Consider the following 22,037-nt stretch of genomic DNA (forward strand, 5'->3'; position numbering starts at 1 on the left):
AATGCGGGTTAAAGTTCTCGTTTTCAAAGTGTTACAAAGCATCAAAATGCACGCTGGTAAGGCAGAATGCCGCCACGCAACATTTCTGCGGAGCCCAGACTGTGATCGCTGCTCAGGCCACGCAGTTCGACGTTGAACGAAACTTTGTTGTCATAAACGCTGGTATTGTTGCTGCCATTCCAGTCGGTGATCTTACGCTCATAGCCCAAGGTCACTGCCCAGCAGCAGGTGTTGTACTTCACACCGAGCAACTGATCGGCGGACTGCTTGGCACGGGTGTCGTAGTAATAAGCCCCAACGACGGCCCAACGATCGGCGATTGGCCAACTGCCGGTGACGCCCACCTGCGAAATACCGTCCTGATAGGCCGGAACCTGCGTGGTGTTCAGTGCCGTTTCAATATACTCCGGCGTGGCGTAACGGTAGTTCAACTGCAGGACGCGTTCAGAATCCTGACGGTATTCCAGTACGCCGTTGCCCAATGAAACGCTATTGAGGCGCGTGTCATACTGCAGGCCGCCGCGCAGGCCCCAACGATCGTCAATCTTCCAATAGGTGTCACCGGCCCAAGCCAGGCTGCCGGTATCATCATTGTTATCGTAGCCCGTGGTTTGGTCACCGGTACGGGAACGGCTGAAGTAGTAGATTTGACCCACGGAAGCGTTAAAACGTTCAACCAGCGCGTCATCATAAATTCGCGTGGTCAAACCGGTTGAAACGCGGTTCTGTGAAGCGATGCGATCCAGGCCGCTGTAAGTACGGTCACGGAACAGACCGGAATAGTCGGTTTGCAGCAGCGTGGTGTCGTAGGTGTAAATGTTGCTCTGGTCGCGATACGGCACATACAGGTACTGCATGCGCGGCTCGAGGGTCTGGGTATAGCCTTCTGACCAGTCCATTGGACGATCGAACACCATCTTGCCGTCGACCTTGAACTGCGGCAGCACACGGTTCACCGAGTCTTCAAGGCCAGGCGCATTGTTACCGGTACGGCTCTTGTAGTTGGCGGCAAAACCGTCAGGAATATCCTGCTGATAGTGGGTCGCCAGCAGTTTGGCTTCGGTGTTCAGACTGCCCCAGCCGTTGGTCAGCGGCAGGCTCAGCGTCGGTTCCATATGCAGACGTGTTGCGTCCGGGCTGTATGGGTTGACGCTGATAAACTTGGCCGCCTGGCTGTAAATGTGGAAATCGAACGGGCCGAGATCGTCTTTATAGTAGTTCAGGTCCAACTGTGGCTGAACTTTATACGAATCTGACCGACTGCGATCGGTATCGTCGTAGATCTGGAACTGTTTGGAACTTAACGTTGCGTCCCAGTTGTCGATGGCGTAGCCGAGGCTGAATTTCTGCGTCGCATAACCGTCGGTGGTGGAACCGTATTTGGAGTCCAGATCGGTAAAGTATTTAGAATCGCTGACCTTGGTGTAGTCGACGTTGAAGCGCCACACCTGGTCCATCACCCCGTTGTGGTTCCAGTAGAACAACCAACGTTTGCTGTCGTCAGGGTTATCCTTGCTGTATTCCTTGTCGTTCGGCAACCAGTCGAATTCCATCAGGCCCAGGCCAGGCTGCACCAGATAGCGGAATTCGTTCTGCAACTGCAGGCCGCGTCGCGACATGTAGTGCGGCGTGATGGTGGCGTCGAAGTTCGGCGCAATGTTCCAGTAATACGGCAGCATAAATTCAAAGCCATTGCTGCTGCCATATTTTGCGTTCGGGATCAGGAAACCGGAGCGACGTTTATCACCCACCGGCAATTGCAGGTACGGGCTGTAAAACACCGGCACGCCACCAATTTTAAAGCGGGCGTTCCAGATTTCCGCTACCTGCTCTTCGCGGTCGTGGATCACTTCGGAACCCACCACGCTCCAGCTGTCGTCGCCAGGCAAACAGGAGGTAAAGGTGCCGTTTTCTAAAATGGTGTAACGGTTGGCGCCGCGCATCTTCATCTTGTCGGCGTCGCCACGCCCCTGACGGCCTACCATCTGGTAGTCACCCTCATAGACGTCGGTATCTTTGTTGTTCAGGTTCGACCAGGCTTTCGGGCCTTTCAGTTTGATCTGATTGTCGCTGTAGTGCACGTCACCGGTAGCGGTCACGGTGCGCACCGGATCGGTCTGCCCCGGATTTTGCGTCTGGTTCAGCTCCACCTGTTTGGCGGTCAGGGTGCTGTTGCCTTGTTCAATATTCACGTTACCGGTGAACAGCGCGCTTTTCGGATAGTCCGCGCGGGAGTCATCGGCGTGAATGGTGACAGGCAGGCTGTTGGGATCCCCGCTGACCAGCGGTTTATCATAAACAGGAACGCCAAGCATGCATTGCTCAGCAAGGTCAGCCAGAGCGTGCTGGCTGTAGAGTGCCGTCCAAATCAGTGTGGCCAGCAGTGTTGGGAAACTTTTTTTCATACGCGGTTTTGGTGTTCCGTCATCAGAGGCGTCATGTCCGGCAAACGGTCAGAGACTATATTACTCATCTGCGTTGCGCTAGTGTTAAATCCGGCCGTTTACTTGCGTCGTCGATAGGCGCAAAGATAAATGACAGGTATGATAATCCAAATCCTGAGAAAAATCGCCTTAACCCTTACCTAAGACGGAAGGGAGCAGTCGGCTTTCGGCATGATAATTGAGGAGTATATGCAGTATTGGGGAAAACTGCTCGGGGTCATCGTGGCCGTTTGGGCTGGCGCGGGATTCTGGGGTGTAGTTTTGGGGCTGATTGTCGGTCATATGATCGATACTGCGCGCAGTAATAAGCGTAGCCGGGGCTTTTTCGCCGGCCAGCAAACGCGGCAAACGCTGTTTTTCCGCACCACTTTTCAGGTGATGGGTCACCTGACCAAATCAAAAGGACGTGTTACCGAGGCGGATATTCAGATCGCCAGCCTGTTTATGGATCGTCTGCAACTGCACGGAGAAGCCCGTACCGCGGCGCAGCAGGCATTTCGTGAAGGCAAGCAGAGCCAGTTTCCGCTGAGAGAAACGCTGCAGCAGTTCCGCAGCATTTGTTTTGGCCGTTTTGACCTGATTCGGATGTTTCTGGAAATTCAAATCCAGGCGGCATTCGCCGACGGTTCGCTGCATCCCAACGAGCGGCAGGTGCTGTATGTGATTGCTGAAGAGCTGGGCATTTCGCGTGCGCAGTTCGATCAATTCCTCAGCATGATGGAAGGCGGGCGCCAGTTTGGCGGCGGTCAGCAGGGCGGTTACTCGCACGGTGGTTTCCAGCAGGCGCAACGTGGGCCGACGCTGGAGGATGCTTGCAAAGTGCTGGGTGTCAGCAGCAGCGACGATGCCACCACCATCAAGCGCGCTTACCGCAAGCTGATGAGCGAACACCATCCGGATAAGCTGGTGGCAAAAGGTTTACCGCCGCAAATGATGGAAATGGCCAAGCAGAAAGCGCAGGAAATTCAGGCCGCATATGACCTGATCAAGCGTGAGAAAGGCTTCAAGTAAGTCTGGGTTCTGAATGCCCGATAGGGGCCCAGCATGCTGGGCCCGTTTTCAGAAATCCGGTTCGGCGCGAAAGTGCATTGGCGTCTGGAACGCCGGGTGGGTAATCCGCAGTTCCTGGGCATGCAGCTGTAACCTGGGCGCCATGGCTTTGACTTCCGGCGGGGCGTAGAAACCGTCACCGAGGATCGGGTGGCCCAGCGCCAGCATATGCACACGTAACTGATGCGAGCGGCCGGTAATCGGCATGAGTTTTACCCGCGTGCTGCCATCGGCGTCGCGTGACAGCACCAGATACTCGGTTTGCGCCGCTTTGCCCGTCTCGAAACACACCTTCTGCAACGGCCGGTTCGGCCAGTCACAAATCAGCGGTAAATCCACCAGGCCTTCATCGTGCTCCAGATGGCCCGATACGCGGGCGATATAAGACTTCTTCGGCTCGCGATCGCGGAACTGGCGCTTAAGCTCACGCTCCGCCGCCTTGTTCAGTGCCACCACAATCACACCGCTGGTTGCCATATCCAGGCGATGCACCGATTCTGCCGCCGGGTAATCCGCGAGGATGCGCGTCATCAGGCTGTCTTTATTTTCCGGGGCGCGGCCAGGTACCGACAACAGGCCACTCGGTTTGTTGACCACCATAATGTGCTCATCCTGATACAGAATATGCATCGGGCCTTGCGGGGGATTGTAGGGTTCCATCTTGTTGGCTCCGCTGAAAGTGACGATACGGGGAACTGCAGTTCCCCGTCGCACAGATTACTGGTGGGTCACAACGACCAGACGGATCGCATCCAGACGCCATCCTGCTTCATTGAGGTTAACCAGCACCTGCTTGCGGTTGAACTCCAGCGCTTCGACTTCGTCATCACGGATGTTCGGGTTGACCGCCTTCAGGGCTTCCAGACGCGCCAGCTCGGTGCTGAGTTTGTCATCCGCTTCCTGTTTCGCCTGCTCTATCAATGCACGAGCCTGCTCTTCAACCAGGCTTTCCGCCTGTTGCAGCATGGCATGCACATCCTGTTGTACCGCATTGACCAGTTTACTGGAGGTATGGCGGTTAACCGCGTTCAACTGACGGTTGAAGCTTTCGAATTCAACCTGTGCTGCCAGATTGGTGCCTTTGCGGTCCATCAGCATACGGATTGGTGTCGGTGGCAGGAAGCGGGTCAGTTGCAGGTGCTTCGGTGCCTGCGCCTCAACCACGTAGATCAGTTCGACCAGCAGGGTACCGACCGGCAGCGCTTTGTTTTTCAACAGGGAAACTGCACAGCTACCGGTATCGCCGGACAGGATCAGATCCAGGCCGTTGCGAATAATCGGGTGTTCCCAACTGACGAACTGCGCATCTTCACGCGACAGCGCCTGCTCGCGATCGAAGGTCACGGTACAACCGTCCTGCGGCAGGCCCGGGAAGTCCGGCACCAGCATGTGGTCGGATGGCGTCAGGACAATCAGGTTGTCGCTGCGATCGTCCTGGTTGATGCCGACGATATCGAACAGGTTAAGCGCAAAGCCCACCAGATTGACGTCGTTGTCCTGATTGGCAATGGCCTCTGCCAGCGCCTGCGCTTTCTCGCCGCCGTTGGAGTGCATTTCCAGCAGGCGGTCACGGCCCTGCTCCAGTTGCACTTTCAGGTGGTCGTGCTGCTGACGGCAGTGGTGAATGAACTCATCCAGCCCTTCCTGCTCGGTCGGTGCCGCCAGGAAGCCAATCAGTTGCTCGTAGCCGCTGTCATAAATGGTACGGCCGGTCGGGCAGGTATGCTCGAAGGCATCCAGCCCTTCGTGGAACCAACGGCCCAGCACCGCCTGAGCGGTGTTTTCCAGATAAGGCACCATGATTTGAATGTCATGCATCTGGCCGATACGGTCCAGACGGCCGATACGCTGTTCCAGCAGATCCGGGTTGAACGGCAGATCGAACATCACCAGGTGGCTGGCGAACTGGAAGTTGCGGCCTTCTGAGCCGATCTCCGAGCACAACAGCACCTGGGCGCCATCTTCTTCAGAGGCGAAGTAGGCGGCGGCGCGGTCGCGTTCGATAATCGACAGGCCTTCGTGGAATACGGCGGCGCGGATCGCTTCACGTTCACGCAGCACTTGTTCAAGCTGCAGCGCGGTGGCGGCATGGGCGCAGATCACCAGTACTTTCTCGTGGCGGTTAGCCACCAGGTAATTCAGCAGCCACTCAACGCGCGGATCGAAGTTCCACCAGGTGGCGTTCTCGCCTTCGAATTCCTGATAGATTTGCTCCGGGTACAGCATATCGCGTGCGCGCGCCTCAACGGTTTTCTTCGCGCCCATGATGCCGGACACTTTAATCGCGGTCTGGTACTGGGTCGGCAGCGGCAGCTTGATCTGGTGCAGGAAACGGTGCGGGAAGCCTTTGACGCCGTTACGGGTGTTACGGAACAGCACGCGGCTGGTGCCGTGGCGATCCATCAGCATGGTGACCAGTTCCTGACGCGCCTGTTCACTGTTGTCGCTGTCGCTGTTGGCCGCTTTCAGCAGCGGTTCGATGTCCTGTTCGTCGATCAGCTCACCCAGCAGGTTCAGCTTGTCATCGGCCAGGCGTTCACCGCTCAGCAGCAGCGTGACGGCATCGGCCACCGGGCGATATTTCTGCTGTTCGGCGACAAAGTCCTGGTAGTCGTGGAAACGGTTCGGATCCAGCAGGCGCAAGCGGGCAAAGTGGCTTTGTTGGCCGAGCTGTTCCGGGGTGGCGGTCAGCAGCAGCACGCCGGGAATGTGCTCCGCCAGTTGCTCGATGACCTGGTACTCGCGGCTGGGTGCCTCTTCGCTCCAGGCCAGGTGGTGGGCTTCATCGACCACCAGCAGATCCCACTGGGCGTCGGCCAGTTCTTCCAGACGCAGCTTGTTGCGACGGACGAAGTCCAGCGAGCAGATCACCAACTGTTCGGTTTCAAACGGGTTGCTGCTGTCGAGCTTGGCCTCGGAGTAACGGCTGTCGTCGAACAGTGAGAAATACAGGTTGAAGCGGCGCATCATTTCGACCAGCCACTGGTGCTGCAGGGTTTCCGGCACCACGATCAGGACGCGCTCGGCGCGGCCTGCCAGCAATTGCTGGTGAATGATCATCCCGGCTTCGATGGTTTTACCCAAACCCACCTCATCTGCCAACAGTACGCGCGGCGCATGGCGCTGGCCGACTTCATAGGCGATGTGTAACTGATGCGGGATCAGGCTGGCGCGCATGCCGCGCAGGCCGGCGAACGGCAGACGATACTGCTCGCTTTGGTATTTGCGCGCACGGAAACGCAGGGCGAAACGGTCCATACGGTCGATCTGGCCGGCAAACAGACGGTCCTGCGGCTTGCTGAAGGTCAGTTTGCTGTCCAGCAGCACTTCACGCATGGCCACACCGCTTTCCTGAGTATCCAGGCGGGTGCCAATATAGGTCAGCAGGCCGTTTTCCTCTTTGACCTCTTCCACCTGCAGCTCCCAGCCTTCGTGGTTGCTGATGGTGTCGCCCGGGTTGAACATCACGCGGGTGATTGGCGAGTCATTTCTGGCATACAGGCGGTTTTCGCCGGTGGCGGGGAAAAGCAGGGTAATCATGCGCGTATCCAGCGCTACGACGGTTCCCAATCCTAATTCGCTTTCCGTGTCGCTGATCCAGCGTTGACCAAGTGTAAAAGGCATATATTGTCGGCTCGATTCTTTAAGTAAGTCTTGTTACCGGGCGAGAGGGCCGCGGCACCCGTATCAAACGTCTGCTAATCCCGATTTATTTTAATATGGCGGGCAATAGCTATTCATCCCATGCATACATCGTGAGACGGCATGGGTGGAGTGTGGTCCAGAATTTGGGAAGGGCGCTATGGTAATGGAAGGCGGCGCGTTCGTCACCTGCAAAACCCGATGAATTTTCTTAACCCTTCGCCAACGCCCGCTGAGCGGGGTTAATGCTAAAACAGGCCCATCTGCCCTGTCACCAGCGTAGTAAAATCGTCATGCAAAAATGGCAGTATGGCGTCAGCCACCGGTTCCAACTGGCGCTCCAGATAATGGGGGTAATCAATCGCCGACTGTTGGGTTTCCAGCGGCTCCGGCCCGGCCACGGTCATCACATAGCTGATCCAGCCGCCGTTCTGGTATTGCAGCGGTCGCCCCTGCTGACGATTATAGTCGTCGGCGATGCGGGCTGCGCGAACATGTGGCGGGACGTTACGTTGATATTCGTCCAGCTTTCTGCGCAGGCGCTTGCGGTAGACCAGCCGATCGTCGAAATCGCCGTTAAGCGTTTGGCTAACGTATTCACGCACAAAATCCTGATACGGCTGGCGCTTGAAAATGCGTTGGTAAAGCTGCTGCTGGAACTGCTGCGCCAGCGGTGTCCAGTCGGTGCGCACCGTTTCCAGCCCCTTGTACACCATCTCTTCACTGCCATCCGGCTTGGCGATCAGCCCGGCATAACGTTTTTTACTGCCCTGTTCGGCACCACGAATGGTGGGCATCAGGAAACGTGAGTAATGGGTTTCGAACTCCAGTTCCAGCGCATTTTCCAGCCCGTACTGTTGCTGTAAATGCTGTTGCCACCATTGGTTCACCTGTTCGACCAATTTCCGGCCTATTTGCGCCGCCTGCTGCTCGTCATGCGGCTGTTTGAGCCAGACGAAGGTGGAATCGGTATCGCCGTAGATCACCTGATATCCCTGAGCCTCAATCAGTTCGCGTGTCTGGCGCATGATCTCATGACCACGCAGGGTGATCGACGATGCCAGCCGGGGATCGAAAAAGCGGCAGCCGCTCGATCCCAGTACGCCGTAAAGCGCGTTCATGATGATCTTCAATGCCTGGGATAATGCTTTGTTCTGTTGTCGTTTAGCCGCTTCGCGGCCCTGCCAGATCTGCTCAACAATCGCCGGCAGGCAGTGTTTGTTGCGCGAGAAACGGGCGTTGCGGAAACCGGGCACCGAATCGGCGTCGCCGGGATGTTGCATGCCTTCCACCAGCCCGACCGGGTCGATCAGGAAGGTCCGGATGATTGATGGGTACAGGCTCTTGTAATCGAGCACCAGTACCGAGTCATACAGGCCGGGCTGTGAATCCATCACAAAGCCGCCGGGGCTGTGTTCTTCCGGCTGCTCGCCAAGGTTGGGTGCGACAAAACCCAGCCGGTGCATACGCGGCATATACAGATTGCTGAAAGCGGCCACCGAGCCACCGCTGCGATCGGCCGCCAGCCCGGTCACCGTGGCGCGCTCCAGCAGGAAGGTCAGCAAATCGGTTTTGGCAAAGATTCGGGTGACCAGCTCGCAGTCCTTCAGGTTGTAACGCGCCAGCGCCGGTTTATCTTCGGCAAAGCGCCGGTCGATTTCCGCCATTCGCTGGTAGGGATTGTCGATCGACTTGCCTTCTCCCAATAGCGTCTGCGACACATGTTCGAGGCTGAAAGAAGGGAAGTTCCAGGTGGCGGATTTGAGCGCCTCGATACCGTCGATAATCAACCGCCCGGCGGCGGAGGCGAAAAAGTGGTTCTGCTTGAAGCCATGTTCACGCCATTCAAGCAGGTTGCCCCCGCGGCCCAGTTTTAACGGGATCTGGTAACGCTCAGCGTGTTTTTGCAGGACCCGTAAATCGAACTGCACCAGGTTCCAGCCGATGATGGCGTCGGGATCGTGCTGCTCCAGCCACTGATTCAGCCGTTCCAGCATTTGCGGGCGGCTGACGCAGTACTCCAGGTCAAAATCCAGCGGTTCATTGCCCCCGTTGGCCGGCCCGAGCATGTACACCTGGCGCTGACCGCAGCCTTCCAGCGCGATCGAGTACAGCTCGCCGTGGGCGGTGGTTTCAATGTCCAGCGAGACCAGTTTCAAGGTTGGGCGATATTCCGGTGCCGGTTTCATTTGGCCGTTGATCAGCGGGCCGTTGCCGTTGGCCTGGCCGCTGAACCACACCGGCGCGGTGATAAAACGCTCCATCAGGTAGCGTTCCGGCGGGCGGATATCGGCCTCGTAGAGATTGACGCCACCGTCTTTCAGCAGCCTTTCCAGTTTGATCAACTGACGATGCTGACGGCAATACAGCCCCAGCACCGGGCGATGATGAAAATCGGTCAGCGGCAGCGGTTTCAGCTCCCATTGCCGCTCTTCCCGCAGCAACAGCTCGGCGCGTTGGCGCTGTTCGGCCGGGATAAAGGCGACCGAAGTCTGCGGTGCCAGGCGAAGTTGCTGCGGGCCGTTCTCGGTCGCCAGCCAAAACTCCACCTCGGTGCCGGCGGGCGTATCACGCCAGTGGCGGGTGAGCAAGAAACCCTGTTGGAGTGACATCACGCAGTTCCTGACAAGCTAAGCTAAAGGGGGGGAATAGATAAATTATAGTATGGGTTTTTATACAGTAATTGTCCATTGCCGCACAGTTCTGCCAAAAACGCATACAATTCACCGGTTGACTCGTTCCCGGCCGCACCTGACAATCCCACGCCCACGCGCTTTGGATAACCAACAGAGGTTTAATGGAAGCCTATTTACAGCATTTGATTACCCAGTCTTTGGCTTTCACTTTGATGGTCGTCATGTTCGTCGCGTTTCTGGAATCACTGGCGCTGGTAGGGCTGTTGCTGCCCGGTACGGTGATGATGGCCAGCATCGGCGCGCTGATCGGCAGCGGCCAGGTCGACTTCTATTATGCCTGGGCGGCGGGGATCGTCGGTTGCCTGCTGGGGGACTGGATCTCCTACTTTATCGGCCGCGCATTCAAGGGGCCGTTGCACCGCTGGTCGTTCCTGAAAAAGAACAAGGCGATGCTCGACAAGACTGAGCATGCGCTCCATCAACACAGTATGGCAACCATTCTGATTGGTCGTTTTATCGGCCCGACGCGTCCGCTGGTGCCAATGGTGGCCGGGATGCTGGACTTACCGCCGTACAAATTCGCATTGCCGAACATTATCGGTTGCATCACCTGGCCACCGGTCTATTTCTTCCCGGGTATTCTGGCCGGCGTGGCCATCGACATTCCTGCCAGCGCCAACAGCGCCTTATTCAAATGGTTGTTGTTTGCGGTGGCGATGCTGATTTGGCTGGCCGCCTGGCTGAGCTGGCGCTGGTGGCGTGAAGGTAAACGCAGCGCCGACCGCTTGAGCAACTTTTTGTCGCCACTGCGGCTGCGGATAGCCTGCGTGCTGAGCTGGATCCTGGCGCTCGGCGCCTTTTATTACCTGTCCCAACAGCCGCTGATGCCGGTTTACCGGCATTTACTTTGGAAGGTGCTGGCGGGGCAGTAACAAGGGGGCGTAACGCCCCTCTGTGCTTTACTGGAAGAAGGCTTCCAACTGTTCGAACACCCGCACGTCCTCGCTGTGGCGTTTTACCTGCAGTACATCTTCAAGTTTTTCTACCTGGCTAATCATCTGCACCAGCCGCTGATCGTCCGCCACCAATAGCCAGATACGGCTCTGTTTGCCGTCTTTCAGCGGCAGACACAAAATACCCTCTACGTTGAAGGCACGGCGGGCAAACAGACCGCACACGTGCGACATCACGCCGGGATGGTTACGTACCGTCAGTTCCAGGATCACCTGTGGATTATTGAATTGTTCTGACATGGCTTATTCTCCAATCATGTCGATGTTGGCGGCACCCGGCGGCACCATCGGGAAGACTTTTTCATTGATATCAATCAGCGCGTGGATCAGACAAGGGCCAGGCCGTTGGATCGCCTCGGCCAGCGCGGCTTGCGGATCTTCTGCGGCATTCAAATCACAGGTGTCCAGCCCGAAACCGGCGGCAATCTTGATAAAGTCGGTACGCTTGGGATAGGCGGCGGCAAAGATGCGCTGCTGGTAGAACAGCGTCTGCTGCTGATGCACCAGCCCCAACGCCTGGTTGTTCATCAGGATAATCTTCACGTCCAGATCATGCTCGACGGCGGTGGCCATTTCCTGAATGTTCATCATCAGGCTGCCGTCACCGGAGAAGCACAGCACCTTGCGCTGCGGTTCGGCCAGGGCTGCCCCTATCGCTGCCGGCAGACCGAAGCCCATGGTGCCCAATCCACCGGAGGTCAGCCACTGGCGCGGACGGCTCAGCGGGTAGGCCTGCGCCACCCACATCTGATGCTGGCCCACGTCGGTGGTGATAATGGCGCTTTCATCCACGCAGCGCGCAGCAGCCAGCACCAACCCGTAATGACTCAACGGATCTTCGGCATCCGGCATGTTGAATGGGAACTCGCGCTTCAGGCCGTTGACGGTGTCCAGCCATTCGCTGCGCGGCTGTGCCTCAATCTGTGGTAACAACTGTTGCAATACCTGGCCAACGTCGGCGTGAATGGCAATGTTGGCCTGTTTCACCTTGCCCAGTTCGGCACGGTCGATATCCACGTGGATGATGGCGGCGTTCGGGCAGAACTGTTCGGTTTTGCCAATCGCCCGATCGTCAAAGCGGGCGCCCAGTACGATCAGCAGATCGGCCTCTTGCAGAATAAAGTTGGTGCTGCGTGCGGCATGCATCCCCAGCATGCCCAGCGACAGCGGGTGCTGCACCGGCATCGCACCCAACGCCATCAGCGTCATGGTGGTCGGCAGGTTGGCGCGTTCCGCCAGCTCAATCGCCTGTTGGTAAGCATTGGCGCAGATGATGCCGCCACCCAGATACAGCACCGGGCGTTTGGCCTGGTTGATCATCGCGGCGGCCTGGGTGACGGCAGAGGCTTCAAAGGCCGGTGCCGCATCGGGAATGGCGATCGGCGGCAGCTCATCCAGAGTGATCACTGCGGTTTGCACGTCTTTCGGCACGTCGATCCACACCGGGCCAGGGCGGCCGGATTCGGCGATACGGAACGCGTCGCAGATCACCTGCGGCAGTTCACGGATATCGCGGACCAAATGGTTGTGCTTGGTGATAGGAATCGAGATGCCGTAGGTATCAACTTCCTGGAAGGCGTCGGTACCAATCATTGAAGACGGCACCTGGCCGGTGATACATACCAGCGGGATGGAATCGAGCTTGGCGTCGGCGATGGCGGTGACCAGGTTGGTGGCACCCGGCCCGCTGGAGGCGATGCACACCGCCGCCTTGCCATTGGCGCGTGCCATGCCCTGTGCCATAAAGCCCGCGCCCTGTTCGTGGCGTGCCAGTACGTGATGAATGCGGGTGCTTTGGCTCAGTGCGTCATACAGCGGCAGCGCAGCGCCGCCGGGAATGCCGGCAACGGTGGTGATGCCCTGACGCTCCAACAGGTGGACGATCAACTGTGCGCCGGTGAAGCTGTTGCCTTGCTGTGGCGTGCCCGAAATTGCCATGTTCCTATCCTTTCTCAAGGCCGGTTCGCTTTTCTGGGCAGGGGGCTGAAACTAAAAACCCCGCCCGGTTTGCGCCGGCGGGGTTTGGGAATCGATGCGTTGATTCGGACCCTACGGCGCATTGCCGACGACCACCACCACACGCACGACGACCATCACCGCGGCTGGTAGCGCGGTAACTAGTAGGGTCGAAGTCAGCGAGGATGCGATCACAGGGAACCTTATCATCAGTAAAAAAAGTCAGGATTTTATAAAACCACAGGCGCAAAATTCGCACAACAGGTTTATTTGCGCAGCATAAAAAACGCGCTGCGGATCACGCTTTGTGTGAAATGCCGAGCACTCTGGCTTCCGGTGCGCTGCCGTCCAGCAGCGCCTGGGTGGGACCGTCGTAAAAAATGCGGCCATCGACCACCAGCAAGGTACGCGGGGCGATACGCGCAGCGTCATCCAGATTGTGCGATACCATCAGCAGCGTCAGGTTACGTTGGTCGCACACCTCCTGCAGCAGTTGCAGCATCTCATTGCGTAATGCCGGATCGAGCGCCGAAAAAGGTTCGTCGAGCAGCAGGATCGGCCGCTGACGGATCAGACAGCGCGCCAGCGCGGCACGCTGGCGCTGGCCACCAGAAAGCTGAGACGGCAGACGCGGCAGATGTTCTTCCAACCCCACCTGGCGGGCAATCTGCGCCAACTGCAGCTTTTGCTGCTCATTGAGCCGCAGCCCCGGATCCAGACCCAGCCCGATATTCTGTTCTACCGTCAGGTGAGCAAACAGGTTGTTTTCCTGAAACAGCATCGAGACCGGACGTTTGGCCGGTGGCGTGGCGGTGTGATCGCTGCCGTCGAGCCGCAACCTGCCGCTGGCAGCCGGCAGGAACCCGGCAATCAGGCTGAGCAACGTGCTTTTGCCCGCACCGCTGGGGCCAAGCACCGCGACACGTTCGCCCGGCGCAATGCGCAGGTCAAAGCGCATTGGCAGGTGTTCATACAGGTAGGTCAGTTTTTCAAGCTCTATCATGGCGGCCCGGTAAGCGTTCGATCAGGGTAAACAGCAGGAAACACAACAGTAGCAACAACAGGGCGGTGACCGCGCCATCATTGCTGCGATAGGCACCGATCTGTTGATACAGGTAGTAAGGCAGAGTGCGGAAGTGTTCGTTGCCAAACAGGGCGACGACGCCGAAATCGCCAATCGACAGTACGCAGGCGAAGGCCAGTGCCTGGGCCAGTGGGCGGCGCAAGGCTTTCAGTTCGATCAGCCGCAGTCGCTGCCAGCCGTGGATATCCAGCGACAGGCACAGTGGGTTGTAGCGTTCGGCCAGGTCACGCATCGGGTTTTCCAGCACTTTCAGCGCGTAGGGCACCGCCATCAGCGCATTGGTGAGGATCACCAGCGCATACGGCGACTGCGGCAGCCCGACGGTATCGCTCAACAGCAGGAAAAAACCGGTCGCCAGCACGATGCCCGGCATTGCCAGGATCACCATACCGCTCAGCTCAAGTCGCTGGCCCCAGCGCAGCCGCTGTTGCAACTTCAGCTCACGGCTGCTCCACAGCAGCATCATGGTCAGTACCACGCACAGCGCACCGGCACCGAGAGCAATACGTAACGAGGTGAATAAGGCCTGCCACAGCACCCGTTGTTGCAGCACGCTGACCAGGCTTTGGTTGGCGCCGTCGGCAATTACCGCCAGCAGCGGGGGTAACAGCAGCAGCAGGGCGGCAGCGATCAGCAGAAAATCGCTAACGCGACGCCACAGGCTGTCTTGCGGATTACGCCAGATGTGAGCGTGAGTGTTGCCTACGGGGAGTGCCTGGCTTAACCGCTGGCTGAGCACCACCAGCCCCAGGCAGCAGGCCAGTTGGATCAGCGCCAGCAGCGCGGCGCGGCTGAGATCGTAGTCATAGCTGAGCGCCTGGTAGATCGCCAGTTCGATGGTGGTGGCCTGCGGCCCGCCGCCCAGTGATAACACGGTGGCAAAGCTGGCAAAGCACAGCATAAAGATCAGCGCGCCGCTCGGCAGGATCTGGCGGCGAAGCGCCGGCCATTCGACAAAGCGGAACTGCTGCCGCCCATTCATGCCAAGCTGCGCTGCCAGTTGACGCTGTTCGACCGGGATGTTTTCCAGCGCCTGTAGCAGCAGGCGGGTCGCCAGCGGCAGGTTGAAGAACATGTGGGCCAGCAGAATGCCCTGCAGGCCATAGGGGGAGAAACTGTAGTTAATGCCGAGCCAACCACATATTTCGGCCAGCCAGCCTTGTCGGCCATACACGCTAAGCAGGCCGAATACCGCCACCAGCACCGGCAGCACCAGCGTCATGGCGCACAGCCGCAGCAGTAACTGGCGGCCGGGGAAACGGCGGCGGAACAGCGCTCGCGCCAGCAGGATAGCGGGCAGCACCGAGATCAGTGCCGACAGCAACGCCTGCCAGAAGGTGAAACGCACCACATGCCACAGGTAGCTGTCCTGCCACAGACCCTGCCAGTCGCTTTCCGGCGCGTGTCGCCACAGCGAACCCATCGCCAGTACGGCGATGGTCAGGATCAGACCGGAAGCCAGCAGCCCCGGCCATAGCCAGCGCGGGATCAGTGGCTGACGGCGGTTTGCCATGCCCGGATCCAGTTGCCGCGTTGTTTGGCCACTTCTTCAGCGCTGTATTGCAGCGCGGTCTGCGGTACGGTCATTTGCTCAAACCCGGCCGGCAGCTGGGTTTTGATCACCGGATACATCCAGTTGCCGGTGGGAATGCTGTTCTGGAACGCCGGGGTCACCATAAATTGCATAAAGCGCTCTGCCAACGCCGGCTGTTTGCTGGCCTTGAGTTTGCCAGCTACCTCGACCTGCAGGTAGTGGCCTTCGCTGAAGTTAGCGGCGGCATAGCTGTCTTTCTTTTCTTCAATCAGATGGTAGGCCGGAGAGGTGGTGTAGCTGAGTACCAGGTCGCCTTCGCCCTTCAGGAACAGGCCGTAGGCTTCACTCCAGCCCTTGGTCACGGTGACGGTTTTTTTCGCCAGCTTTTGCCAGGCTTCGGAAGCCTTGTCGCCATAGACTTTCTGCATCCACAACAGCAGGCCGAGGCCCGGCGTGCTGGTACGCGGATCTTCGTAAATCACTTTCCAGTTCTGGTCACTGTCGACCAGTTCCTGCAGGCTTTTGGGCGGGTTCTTCAGCTTTTCTTTGTTGTAAACGAAGGCAAAATAGCCGTAGTCATAAGGCACGAAGGTTTTATCCTGCCAGCCACCGGGGACGCTCAGCTTGGTGCTGTCGACGTTGCTCGGCACGAATAAACCGGTTTGTTGTGCGGCCTGCAGAAGGTTGTTGTCCAACCCCAACACCACGTCGGCGGCGCTGTTTTTTCCTTCCATGCGCAGGCGATTAAGCAGCGAAACGCCGTCCTCCAGCGCGACAAACTTCAGCTCACAGTCGCACTGGGCTTCAAAAGCCTTTTTGACCGCCGGGCCGGGGCCCCAGTCGGCAGCGAAGGAATCATAGGTGTAGACCGTCAGCACCGGTTTGGCGAACACCGGTGCAGCGCACAACAACAGTAATAAGGGCAGGCTTTTCTTGACCACTTTGCACTCCTGAAAATTTAGGGGGGCAAGGGTATCTGAGGGGGCTAGCGGCGGCTGCCGGTTCGCTGGGCTCAAATCCCTCCGCCGGTATTGACCGGATCAGGTTCGACGGGTTTGTTCTCAGCAAAATCGGCACGCCGCATTTTGCACCCCGTTGAGACGGCGCCATTGTAAAGACTAACGGGCGTCGGTGAAAGGCGCTTATGCTTCCGGCGGCGCAAACCAGGCGGATTTAAAATCAAACCAGCCCAGGGTATTCATCCGCACGCCGCGCATGCTGCGCTGGCCATGCAGTTGCAACCAGTGGTGGAACAGCGGGTGTAACTGATGGTTGCTGACCAGGCGCTGGCAAAAATCGGCCAGCGGCAGGCTATTGGCGCGCCACATCGCGGCATCCTCAGCGAGATCTTCATTCATGCAGTGCTGCATCAACGGCAGTTCATACAGGGTGGCGAACAGCGAAAACTCCAGTGGCAGATAGAAGTTGGCGCTGCCTAGCCACAGATCGCTGCTGGCTTCGCCTTTATGCCAGGTGTCGTAATCCACGACTTGTATCTTCAGCTTGATTCCCTGCTGCGCCAGCAGGGGTTCGATCGCCAACTGAATGGCGTGGAACTCCGAGTGCTCGCTGTAGTAAGTCAACGTCAGTTCGGTCAGCCCGTCCGGTTTGGGGAGTTGTGCCAGTGCGCGGTTGTGATGCCAGCGCGGCAGAAGGCCGTAGGCCGGTGACCAATAGCGTTGATAAACCGGCCCGGCATTGCTCAGCAGCGCAATGGGGTTGATCAACTCGCACAGCCAATTGCGAATGGCCGGATCGGCCGCCACTGGCGAACGCTGATCGAACAGCAGGAAATAACAGCCTTCTTCCAGCCGGCTTTCCAGTTCGTTTTTGCCGGTGTCGTCCGCCTGCAACTGGACGCCGGAATGCACCAGTTCTTCGGTCACTTCCGGCAGTACCCAGATATTTACCTCATCGATCAGCGCGCGGTAGCCAAAGTAATCGTCAAAAGCGTGGATTTTCATCTGGCTGCGGTGGTTGCGTACCACGCTATACGGCCCGGTGCCCACCGGGTGGCGAGAGAATTCCGGCAGGCTCTGCCATTCGCGCGGCAGGATCATCGCGTGTACGCTGCCCAGCAGCCACGGTAGCCAGTAATCGGGACTGTGCAGATGCACGTCGATCACATAAGGCGTCGGTGAGGTCACTCGTTCAATATGGGAAAACAACGGCTGCGGCATCAATCGATTGAGCGAACTGATGACATCCTCCATTTCCAGCTCGCGCCCATGGTGAAAATGAATTGCCGGGCGGAGATAAAAACGCCAATGCAGCGGGGTTAAAGCCTGCCAGTGATGCGAAAGGTCAGACTCAAGTTCCCCGTTTTCCTCATTTATGCGCGTCAGGCCGCTGAAAATCTGCCGTGCCAGATGGGTTTCCGAGCGTCGCAGCGCCGAACCGGGCAGCAGGTTATACAACTGGCGATAGTAGAGTACCCGCAGGATGTGTTTCCCCTGACGAAAGCTGCGCCCCAGTTGGGACAGCAACATCTGGCGCACCACGTTTTTATCGCCGACCAGTTGCACCAGTTGATCGATACGGTCTTGCTCCAGCAACTCTTCCGCCCGTTGCTGTTGCAGTGCCAGACCGGTGTAGTGAAAGGTGAGACGTGAACGCTTGCCGCGCCCGGACTCGGCCTGCCAGGTCAGCCAGCCCTGCTGCTGCATGGCACCCAGTAGCGAACGCACATGGCGGCGCGAACAGCTGAGCACTTCGGCCAGCTCCTGCAGGGTAGTTTCGGTCGGCTCGCCGTGGCAGCGCTGCCACAGGCGAATGAACTGCTGTTGCAATCTGGAGGTGGACATAAAAGAGGAACGCTCCGGCATCAACCCATCAATTTATCTTTCCCTATATTACGCCGATAATTTTCTTCAATGAAAGGGGGAGGGCGACGGATGAAAGTTTTCTTGTCAAAACAGTTCTATCAGCGCTATTTCAGCGCGGTGCGTCGCCAGCGGGCCGATTGGTTGAAGCTGGTGCCTGAGCAGGCGCGGCTGGAGATGCTGGCCCATCTGACCCAGTGGGACATCCACTCCATGACGGATAAGCAATACCGTGAGCACCTGTGAGGCTCGGGTAGAAAAGGTTTCTGAGTAATGGTGTTGTTCACCAGCCAGTGGGGTCATACCCACTGGTTTTTTTATTCTCGGTCGCGGGGATGTTCTTGCAATTTTGTCACCGTAGCCTAAGGTTCTGTCTTCCGCTTTAGGGTCAGGAACGAAGAGATGAAACGTCAGCGCTGGCTGCCACGCCGCTTTAATCCAGTCTTTGCCGCATTCCTGCTGATTGCCTTTCTTTCCGGCATTGCCGGCGCGCTTTTGGCGCCGACGCTGAGCCTGTTCCTGACCACCGAGGTTAAGGTGCGGCCGCTGTGGGTTGGCCTGTTTTATACCGTTAATGCCATCGTCGGCATCGCGGTCAGTTTCCTGTTGGCCAAGCGTTCGGATACGCGCGGCGATCGACGTAAATTGATTTTGCTGTGCTGCCTGATGGCGGTCGGTAACTGCCTGCTGTTTGCCTTTAACCGTGACTACCTGACGCTGATCACCGCCGGGGTCTTGCTGTCGGCGATTGCCAATACCGCGATGCCGCAGATTTTTGCGCTGGCACGGGAATATGCCGACAGCTCGGCGCGCGAAGTGGTGATGTTCAGCTCGGTGATGCGTGCGCAACTGTCTCTGGCCTGGGTGATTGGCCCGCCGTTGTCGTTTACGCTGGCGCTGAACTACGGATTTACCGCGATGTTCATGATTGCCGCTGCGACCTTCGCGATCTGTGCATTGCTGGTGTGGTTTACCCTGCCTTCGGTGCCGCGTGCGGAGCAGAATAGTGCGACGCTGAATGCCACGGCTTCGGCTCCGATTGCCCCCGTCAGCGCCTGGCGCAACCGCGATGTACGCCGTTTGTTTATTGCCTCGATGCTGATGTGGACCTGCAACACCATGTATATCATCGATATGCCGCTGTATATCACCGCCGATCTGGGCCTGCCGGAAAACCTTGCCGGGCTGCTGATGGGCACGGCCGCCGGGCTGGAGATCCCGGCGATGTTACTGGCGGGTTACTACGTCAAAAGGTTCGGCAAGCGCAATATGATGCTGTTCGCCGTGGCGGCCGGTATCCTGTTTTATGCCGGATTGGTGGTGTTTAAATTTAAGCTGGCGTTAATGGTACTACAGCTGTTCAACGCCATATTTATCGGCATCATCGCCGGTATTGGCATGCTCTATTTCCAGGACCTGATGCCGGGGCGACCGGGCGCGGCAACCACGCTGTTTACCAACAGTATTTCCACCGGGGTGATCCTGGCCGGGGTGCTGCAGGGGGCGCTGGTGGAAAACCTCGGGCACTATGCGGTTTACTGGTTGGCGACTCTCCTGGCGGTAGCGGCACTGTGGATGAGTGCCCGCGTGCGGGAAGTGTGAGCTTAAACGTCACCATCCTTGACGCATGTCATTGAGAACATTACGCCAACCCCCCAAGCTGAACGGACCCGGAACGCGATGAGCGCGTTCCCGAACATCTTGCTGCCAAGATGCCGATCCGTTTAGAAAAGTGGGTATGTTATGGATAAACTAACGCCGCTCAAGCCTGTTCCTTCCCTGTGTGCCGTCGTCGCCGCTTTACTCATCTGGTTTGTGATCCCCGTGCCTGAAGGCGTGGAACCCAATGCCTGGCATTTGCTGGCGCTGTTTATCGGCACCATCATTGCCATCATCGGCAAAGCCATGCCTATCGGTGCCGTTTCGGTAGTGGCGATCGCGCTGGTGGCGGTAACCGGCGTTACCAACCCTGGCAAACCCGGTGCTGCGCTCAATGATGCGCTCAGCGGATTTTCCAATCAGTTGATCTGGCTGATTGGTTTTTCGATCATGATCTCACTCAGCCTGAACAAAACCGGGCTGGGGGCGCGTATCGGTTATTACTTCATTTCGCTGTTCGGTAAAAAGACGCTGGGGATCGCCTATGCATTGACGCTGGCGGAAACCACCCTGGCACCGGTGACCCCAAGTAACACCGCGCGTGGCGGCGGGATTATCCATCCAATCATGAAGTCGATTGCCGACAGCTTTGGCTCCAAACCCGAGCTTAATACCTCCGGCAAGATTGGCCGCTATCTGTCGCTGGTGAATTACAATATCAACCCGATCACTTCGGCGATGTTTATCACCGCTACCGCGCCGAACCCGTTGATCGTCAGCCTGATTGCCAAGGGCACTCATGGCAACTTCGAGCTGTCCTGGTCAATGTGGGCCGTGGCGGCACTGGTACCGGGGTTGTGCTCACTGATTGTCATGCCCTTGGTGATTTATTTGATCTACCCGCCGGAGGTGAAAAGCACCCCGGACGCGCCGCGTTTCGCCCGTGAAAAGCTGCAGGCCCTGGGGCCGGTAACGCTGCCGGAGAAAATCACGCTGGCGGTGTTTGCCCTGCTGTTAGTGCTGTGGGCCGGTATTCCGGCGATGTTCTTCGGCCCGGCGCTGGCGGTTAACCCAACCACGGCGGCGCTGATTGGGTTGGCGGTACTGCTGGCGACCGGGGTGTTGAGCTGGGAAGATGTGCTTAAGCACAAGGGAGCCTGGGACACGGTGGTGTGGTTCTCCGCGCTGGTGATGATGGCCAGCTTCCTCGGCAAGTTGGGGTTGATCGGCTGGCTGTCGCAAACCGTGGGCAGTGGGATTGATCATATGGGGATGAGTTGGGTTGGCGGCACTATCCTGCTGACCCTTATCTATCTGTATTCGCATTACTTCTTTGCCAGCACCACTGCGCACGTCACCGCGATGTTTGCCGCGTTCTTTGCCGCAGGGATTGCACTCGGCGCTCCGCCCGCGCTGCTGGGCCTGATTCTGGCGTTCTCTTCCTCGCTGATGATGTCGCTGACCCACTATGGTACCGGCACGGCACCGATTGTCTTTGGCTCCGGCTATGCGACCTTGGGTGAGTGGTGGAAAGCCGGTTTTGTGATGAGCGTGGTCAACCTGCTGATTTGGATATTGATTGGCGGGGCCTGGTGGAAGTGGCTGGGGTACTGGTAATAAATAAACACCCGCCTGGCGGCGGGTGATTCATATCAGTTCAGGAAGGCGGGCTGCTGCGCCTCGTAGCGGGAAATATCCGCTTCGTGTTGCAGCGTCAGGCCGATACTGTCCAGCCCGTTAATCATGCAGTGGCGGCGGAAGCTGTCGATCTCGAACGGATAGCTTTTGTCCCCGGCCTTGACCGTCTGGTTTTCCAAATCAACTTCAAATTCAATGCCTTCGTTGGCAGCCACCAGCTGGAACAGCGCTTCCACGTCTTGTTCGCTCAGCTTAACCGGCAGCAGCTGGTTGTTGAGCGAGTTGCCGTAGAAGATATCGGCAAAGCTGGGGGCAATCACCACTCTAAAGCCGTAGTCGGTCAGCGCCCAGGGCGCGTGCTCGCGTGATGAGCCGCAGCCGAAGTTTTCACGGGCCAGCAAAATGCTGGCACCTTTGTAGCGCGGTTTGTTCAGTACAAACTCCGGGTTTGGCTGCTGGCCGGCATCATCCAGAAAACGCCAGTCGTTAAACAGGTGCTGACCAAAACCGGTGCGTGTCACCTTCTGCAAAAACTGTTTTGGAATAATGGCATCGGTATCGACGTTCGCCGCATCCAAAGGCACCACTAAACCGGTATGTTGAGTAAATTTAGCCACGG

Annotated in this window: 17 protein-coding genes and 1 riboswitch; of the genes, 5 read left to right on the forward strand and 12 right to left on the reverse strand. The window is 57.9% G+C overall.

Features of this window, described 5'->3' with window-relative positions; translation table 11 throughout:
* Positions 1-41 precede the first annotated feature (41 nt).
* Entirely contained in the window at positions 42-2,405 is a 2,364-nt protein-coding gene (gene lptD / locus FCL49_RS15380) for an LPS assembly protein LptD (RefSeq protein ID WP_174354244.1), read from the reverse strand.
* Positions 2,406-2,633: 228 nt separating this feature from the next.
* Here lptD and djlA point away from each other — a divergent pair, with 228 nt between their 5' ends.
* Positions 2,634-3,455, forward strand: coding sequence for a co-chaperone DjlA (gene djlA / locus FCL49_RS15385; RefSeq protein ID WP_135315080.1), 822 nt, complete (start codon positions 2,634-2,636; stop codon positions 3,453-3,455).
* 48 nt (positions 3,456-3,503) lie between these two features.
* On the opposite strand, the gene rluA is transcribed toward djlA, so the two are convergent.
* From rluA to FCL49_RS15400, 3 genes are all read right to left on the reverse strand, one after another.
* Complete coding sequence (gene rluA, locus FCL49_RS15390; RefSeq protein ID WP_174354245.1) at positions 3,504-4,154, reverse strand: bifunctional tRNA pseudouridine(32) synthase/23S rRNA pseudouridine(746) synthase RluA; 651 nt, start codon at positions 4,152-4,154, stop codon at positions 3,504-3,506.
* 57 nt (positions 4,155-4,211) lie between these two features.
* Positions 4,212-7,118 (reverse strand): RNA polymerase-associated protein RapA, encoded by a 2,907-nt coding sequence (gene rapA / locus FCL49_RS15395; RefSeq protein WP_174354246.1) that lies wholly within the window; start codon positions 7,116-7,118, stop codon positions 4,212-4,214.
* A 266-nt stretch (positions 7,119-7,384) separates the two neighbouring features.
* The gene (locus tag FCL49_RS15400; protein WP_174354247.1) at positions 7,385-9,748 is read right to left on the reverse strand and encodes a DNA polymerase II; all 2,364 of its coding nucleotides are present in this window, start codon (positions 9,746-9,748) and stop codon (positions 7,385-7,387) included.
* A gap of 185 nt (positions 9,749-9,933) precedes the next feature.
* Here FCL49_RS15400 and FCL49_RS15405 point away from each other — a divergent pair, with 185 nt between their 5' ends.
* On the forward strand, positions 9,934-10,704 hold the full coding sequence (locus FCL49_RS15405) for a DedA family protein (RefSeq protein WP_174354248.1): 771 nt from the start codon (positions 9,934-9,936) through the stop codon (positions 10,702-10,704).
* A 27-nt stretch (positions 10,705-10,731) separates the two neighbouring features.
* Here FCL49_RS15405 and ilvN read toward each other — a convergent pair whose 3' ends face one another.
* The 7 genes from ilvN to sgrR all read right to left on the reverse strand — a co-directional run bounded on the left by ilvN (position 10,732) and on the right by sgrR (position 18,163).
* On the reverse strand, positions 10,732-11,025 hold the full coding sequence (gene ilvN, locus FCL49_RS15410; protein WP_174354249.1) for an acetolactate synthase small subunit: 294 nt from the start codon (positions 11,023-11,025) through the stop codon (positions 10,732-10,734).
* A gap of 3 nt (positions 11,026-11,028) precedes the next feature.
* Positions 11,029-12,723, reverse strand: a complete 1,695-nt coding sequence (ilvB, locus tag FCL49_RS15415) for an acetolactate synthase large subunit (RefSeq protein WP_174354250.1) — start codon at positions 12,721-12,723, stop codon at positions 11,029-11,031.
* A gap of 111 nt (positions 12,724-12,834) precedes the next feature.
* A complete protein-coding gene (gene ivbL / locus FCL49_RS15420; RefSeq protein ID WP_208295193.1) occupies positions 12,835-12,951 on the reverse strand; it encodes an ilvB operon leader peptide IvbL in 117 nt (38 codons plus the stop codon).
* 88 nt (positions 12,952-13,039) lie between these two features.
* Positions 13,040-13,744 carry a thiamine ABC transporter ATP-binding protein ThiQ gene (gene thiQ, locus FCL49_RS15425; RefSeq protein WP_135315086.1) on the reverse strand — a complete coding sequence of 235 codons (705 nt, stop codon included), beginning with the start codon at positions 13,742-13,744 and terminating at the stop codon, positions 13,040-13,042.
* Positions 13,731-15,338 (reverse strand): thiamine/thiamine pyrophosphate ABC transporter permease ThiP, encoded by a 1,608-nt coding sequence (gene thiP, locus FCL49_RS15430; protein ID WP_174354251.1) that lies wholly within the window; start codon positions 15,336-15,338, stop codon positions 13,731-13,733. The genes thiQ and thiP overlap by 14 nt, the downstream gene beginning before the upstream one ends.
* Complete coding sequence (gene thiB / locus FCL49_RS15435) at positions 15,314-16,300, reverse strand: thiamine ABC transporter substrate binding subunit (protein ID WP_174354252.1); 987 nt, start codon at positions 16,298-16,300, stop codon at positions 15,314-15,316. The genes thiP and thiB overlap by 25 nt, the downstream gene beginning before the upstream one ends.
* A gap of 58 nt (positions 16,301-16,358) precedes the next feature.
* A riboswitch (TPP riboswitch) is annotated at positions 16,359-16,464 on the reverse strand.
* A gap of 37 nt (positions 16,465-16,501) precedes the next feature.
* Entirely contained in the window at positions 16,502-18,163 is a 1,662-nt protein-coding gene (gene sgrR, locus FCL49_RS15440) for an HTH-type transcriptional regulator SgrR (protein WP_174354253.1), read from the reverse strand.
* Positions 18,164-18,253: 90 nt separating this feature from the next.
* Between sgrR and sgrT the strand changes: the two genes are divergently transcribed.
* The 3 genes from sgrT (at position 18,254) to FCL49_RS15455 (ending at position 21,397) form a co-directional block, all read left to right on the forward strand.
* Positions 18,254-18,427 (forward strand): glucose uptake inhibitor SgrT, encoded by a 174-nt coding sequence (gene sgrT, locus FCL49_RS15445; protein ID WP_174354254.1) that lies wholly within the window; start codon positions 18,254-18,256, stop codon positions 18,425-18,427.
* A gap of 156 nt (positions 18,428-18,583) precedes the next feature.
* Complete coding sequence (locus FCL49_RS15450; protein ID WP_174354255.1) at positions 18,584-19,783, forward strand: sugar efflux transporter; 1,200 nt, start codon at positions 18,584-18,586, stop codon at positions 19,781-19,783.
* A 141-nt stretch (positions 19,784-19,924) separates the two neighbouring features.
* Entirely contained in the window at positions 19,925-21,397 is a 1,473-nt protein-coding gene (locus FCL49_RS15455; RefSeq protein ID WP_174354256.1) for a DASS family sodium-coupled anion symporter, read from the forward strand.
* Between the two features lie 35 nt (positions 21,398-21,432).
* Here the strand turns inward: FCL49_RS15455 and leuD are convergent, their stop codons facing one another.
* Positions 21,433-22,035, reverse strand: coding sequence for a 3-isopropylmalate dehydratase small subunit (leuD, locus tag FCL49_RS15460; RefSeq protein ID WP_174354257.1), 603 nt, complete (start codon positions 22,033-22,035; stop codon positions 21,433-21,435).
* Positions 22,036-22,037 lie beyond the last annotated feature (2 nt).

Origin of the sequence: Serratia proteamaculans (assembly GCF_013337185.1) — a bacterium.
GTDB classification, from domain to species: Bacteria; Pseudomonadota; Gammaproteobacteria; order Enterobacterales; family Enterobacteriaceae; genus Serratia; species Serratia proteamaculans_D.

Excerpts from the sequence above, each read along its gene's own strand:
- ivbL (WP_208295193.1), bottom strand. The coding sequence starts at position 12,951 with ATGATAAGGTTCCCTGTGATCGCATCCTCGCTGACTTCGACCCTACTA.
- ilvB (WP_174354250.1), bottom strand. The coding sequence starts at position 12,723 with ATGGCAATTTCGGGCACGCCACAGCAAGGCAACAGCTTCACCGGCGCA.
- djlA (WP_135315080.1), top strand. The coding sequence starts at position 2,634 with ATGCAGTATTGGGGAAAACTGCTCGGGGTCATCGTGGCCGTTTGGGCT.
- rapA (WP_174354246.1), bottom strand. The coding sequence starts at position 7,118 with ATGCCTTTTACACTTGGTCAACGCTGGATCAGCGACACGGAAAGCGAA.
- rluA (WP_174354245.1), bottom strand. The coding sequence starts at position 4,154 with ATGGAACCCTACAATCCCCCGCAAGGCCCGATGCATATTCTGTATCAG.
- FCL49_RS15400 (WP_174354247.1), bottom strand. The coding sequence starts at position 9,748 with ATGTCACTCCAACAGGGTTTCTTGCTCACCCGCCACTGGCGTGATACG.
- ilvN (WP_174354249.1), bottom strand. The coding sequence starts at position 11,025 with ATGTCAGAACAATTCAATAATCCACAGGTGATCCTGGAACTGACGGTA.
- sgrT (WP_174354254.1), top strand. The coding sequence starts at position 18,254 with ATGAAAGTTTTCTTGTCAAAACAGTTCTATCAGCGCTATTTCAGCGCG.
- lptD (WP_174354244.1), bottom strand. The coding sequence starts at position 2,405 with ATGAAAAAAAGTTTCCCAACACTGCTGGCCACACTGATTTGGACGGCA.
- thiQ (WP_135315086.1), bottom strand. The coding sequence starts at position 13,744 with ATGATAGAGCTTGAAAAACTGACCTACCTGTATGAACACCTGCCAATG.
- FCL49_RS15450 (WP_174354255.1), top strand. The coding sequence starts at position 18,584 with ATGAAACGTCAGCGCTGGCTGCCACGCCGCTTTAATCCAGTCTTTGCC.
- thiP (WP_174354251.1), bottom strand. The coding sequence starts at position 15,338 with ATGGCAAACCGCCGTCAGCCACTGATCCCGCGCTGGCTATGGCCGGGG.
- FCL49_RS15405 (WP_174354248.1), top strand. The coding sequence starts at position 9,934 with ATGGAAGCCTATTTACAGCATTTGATTACCCAGTCTTTGGCTTTCACT.
- sgrR (WP_174354253.1), bottom strand. The coding sequence starts at position 18,163 with ATGTCCACCTCCAGATTGCAACAGCAGTTCATTCGCCTGTGGCAGCGC.
- FCL49_RS15455 (WP_174354256.1), top strand. The coding sequence starts at position 19,925 with ATGGATAAACTAACGCCGCTCAAGCCTGTTCCTTCCCTGTGTGCCGTC.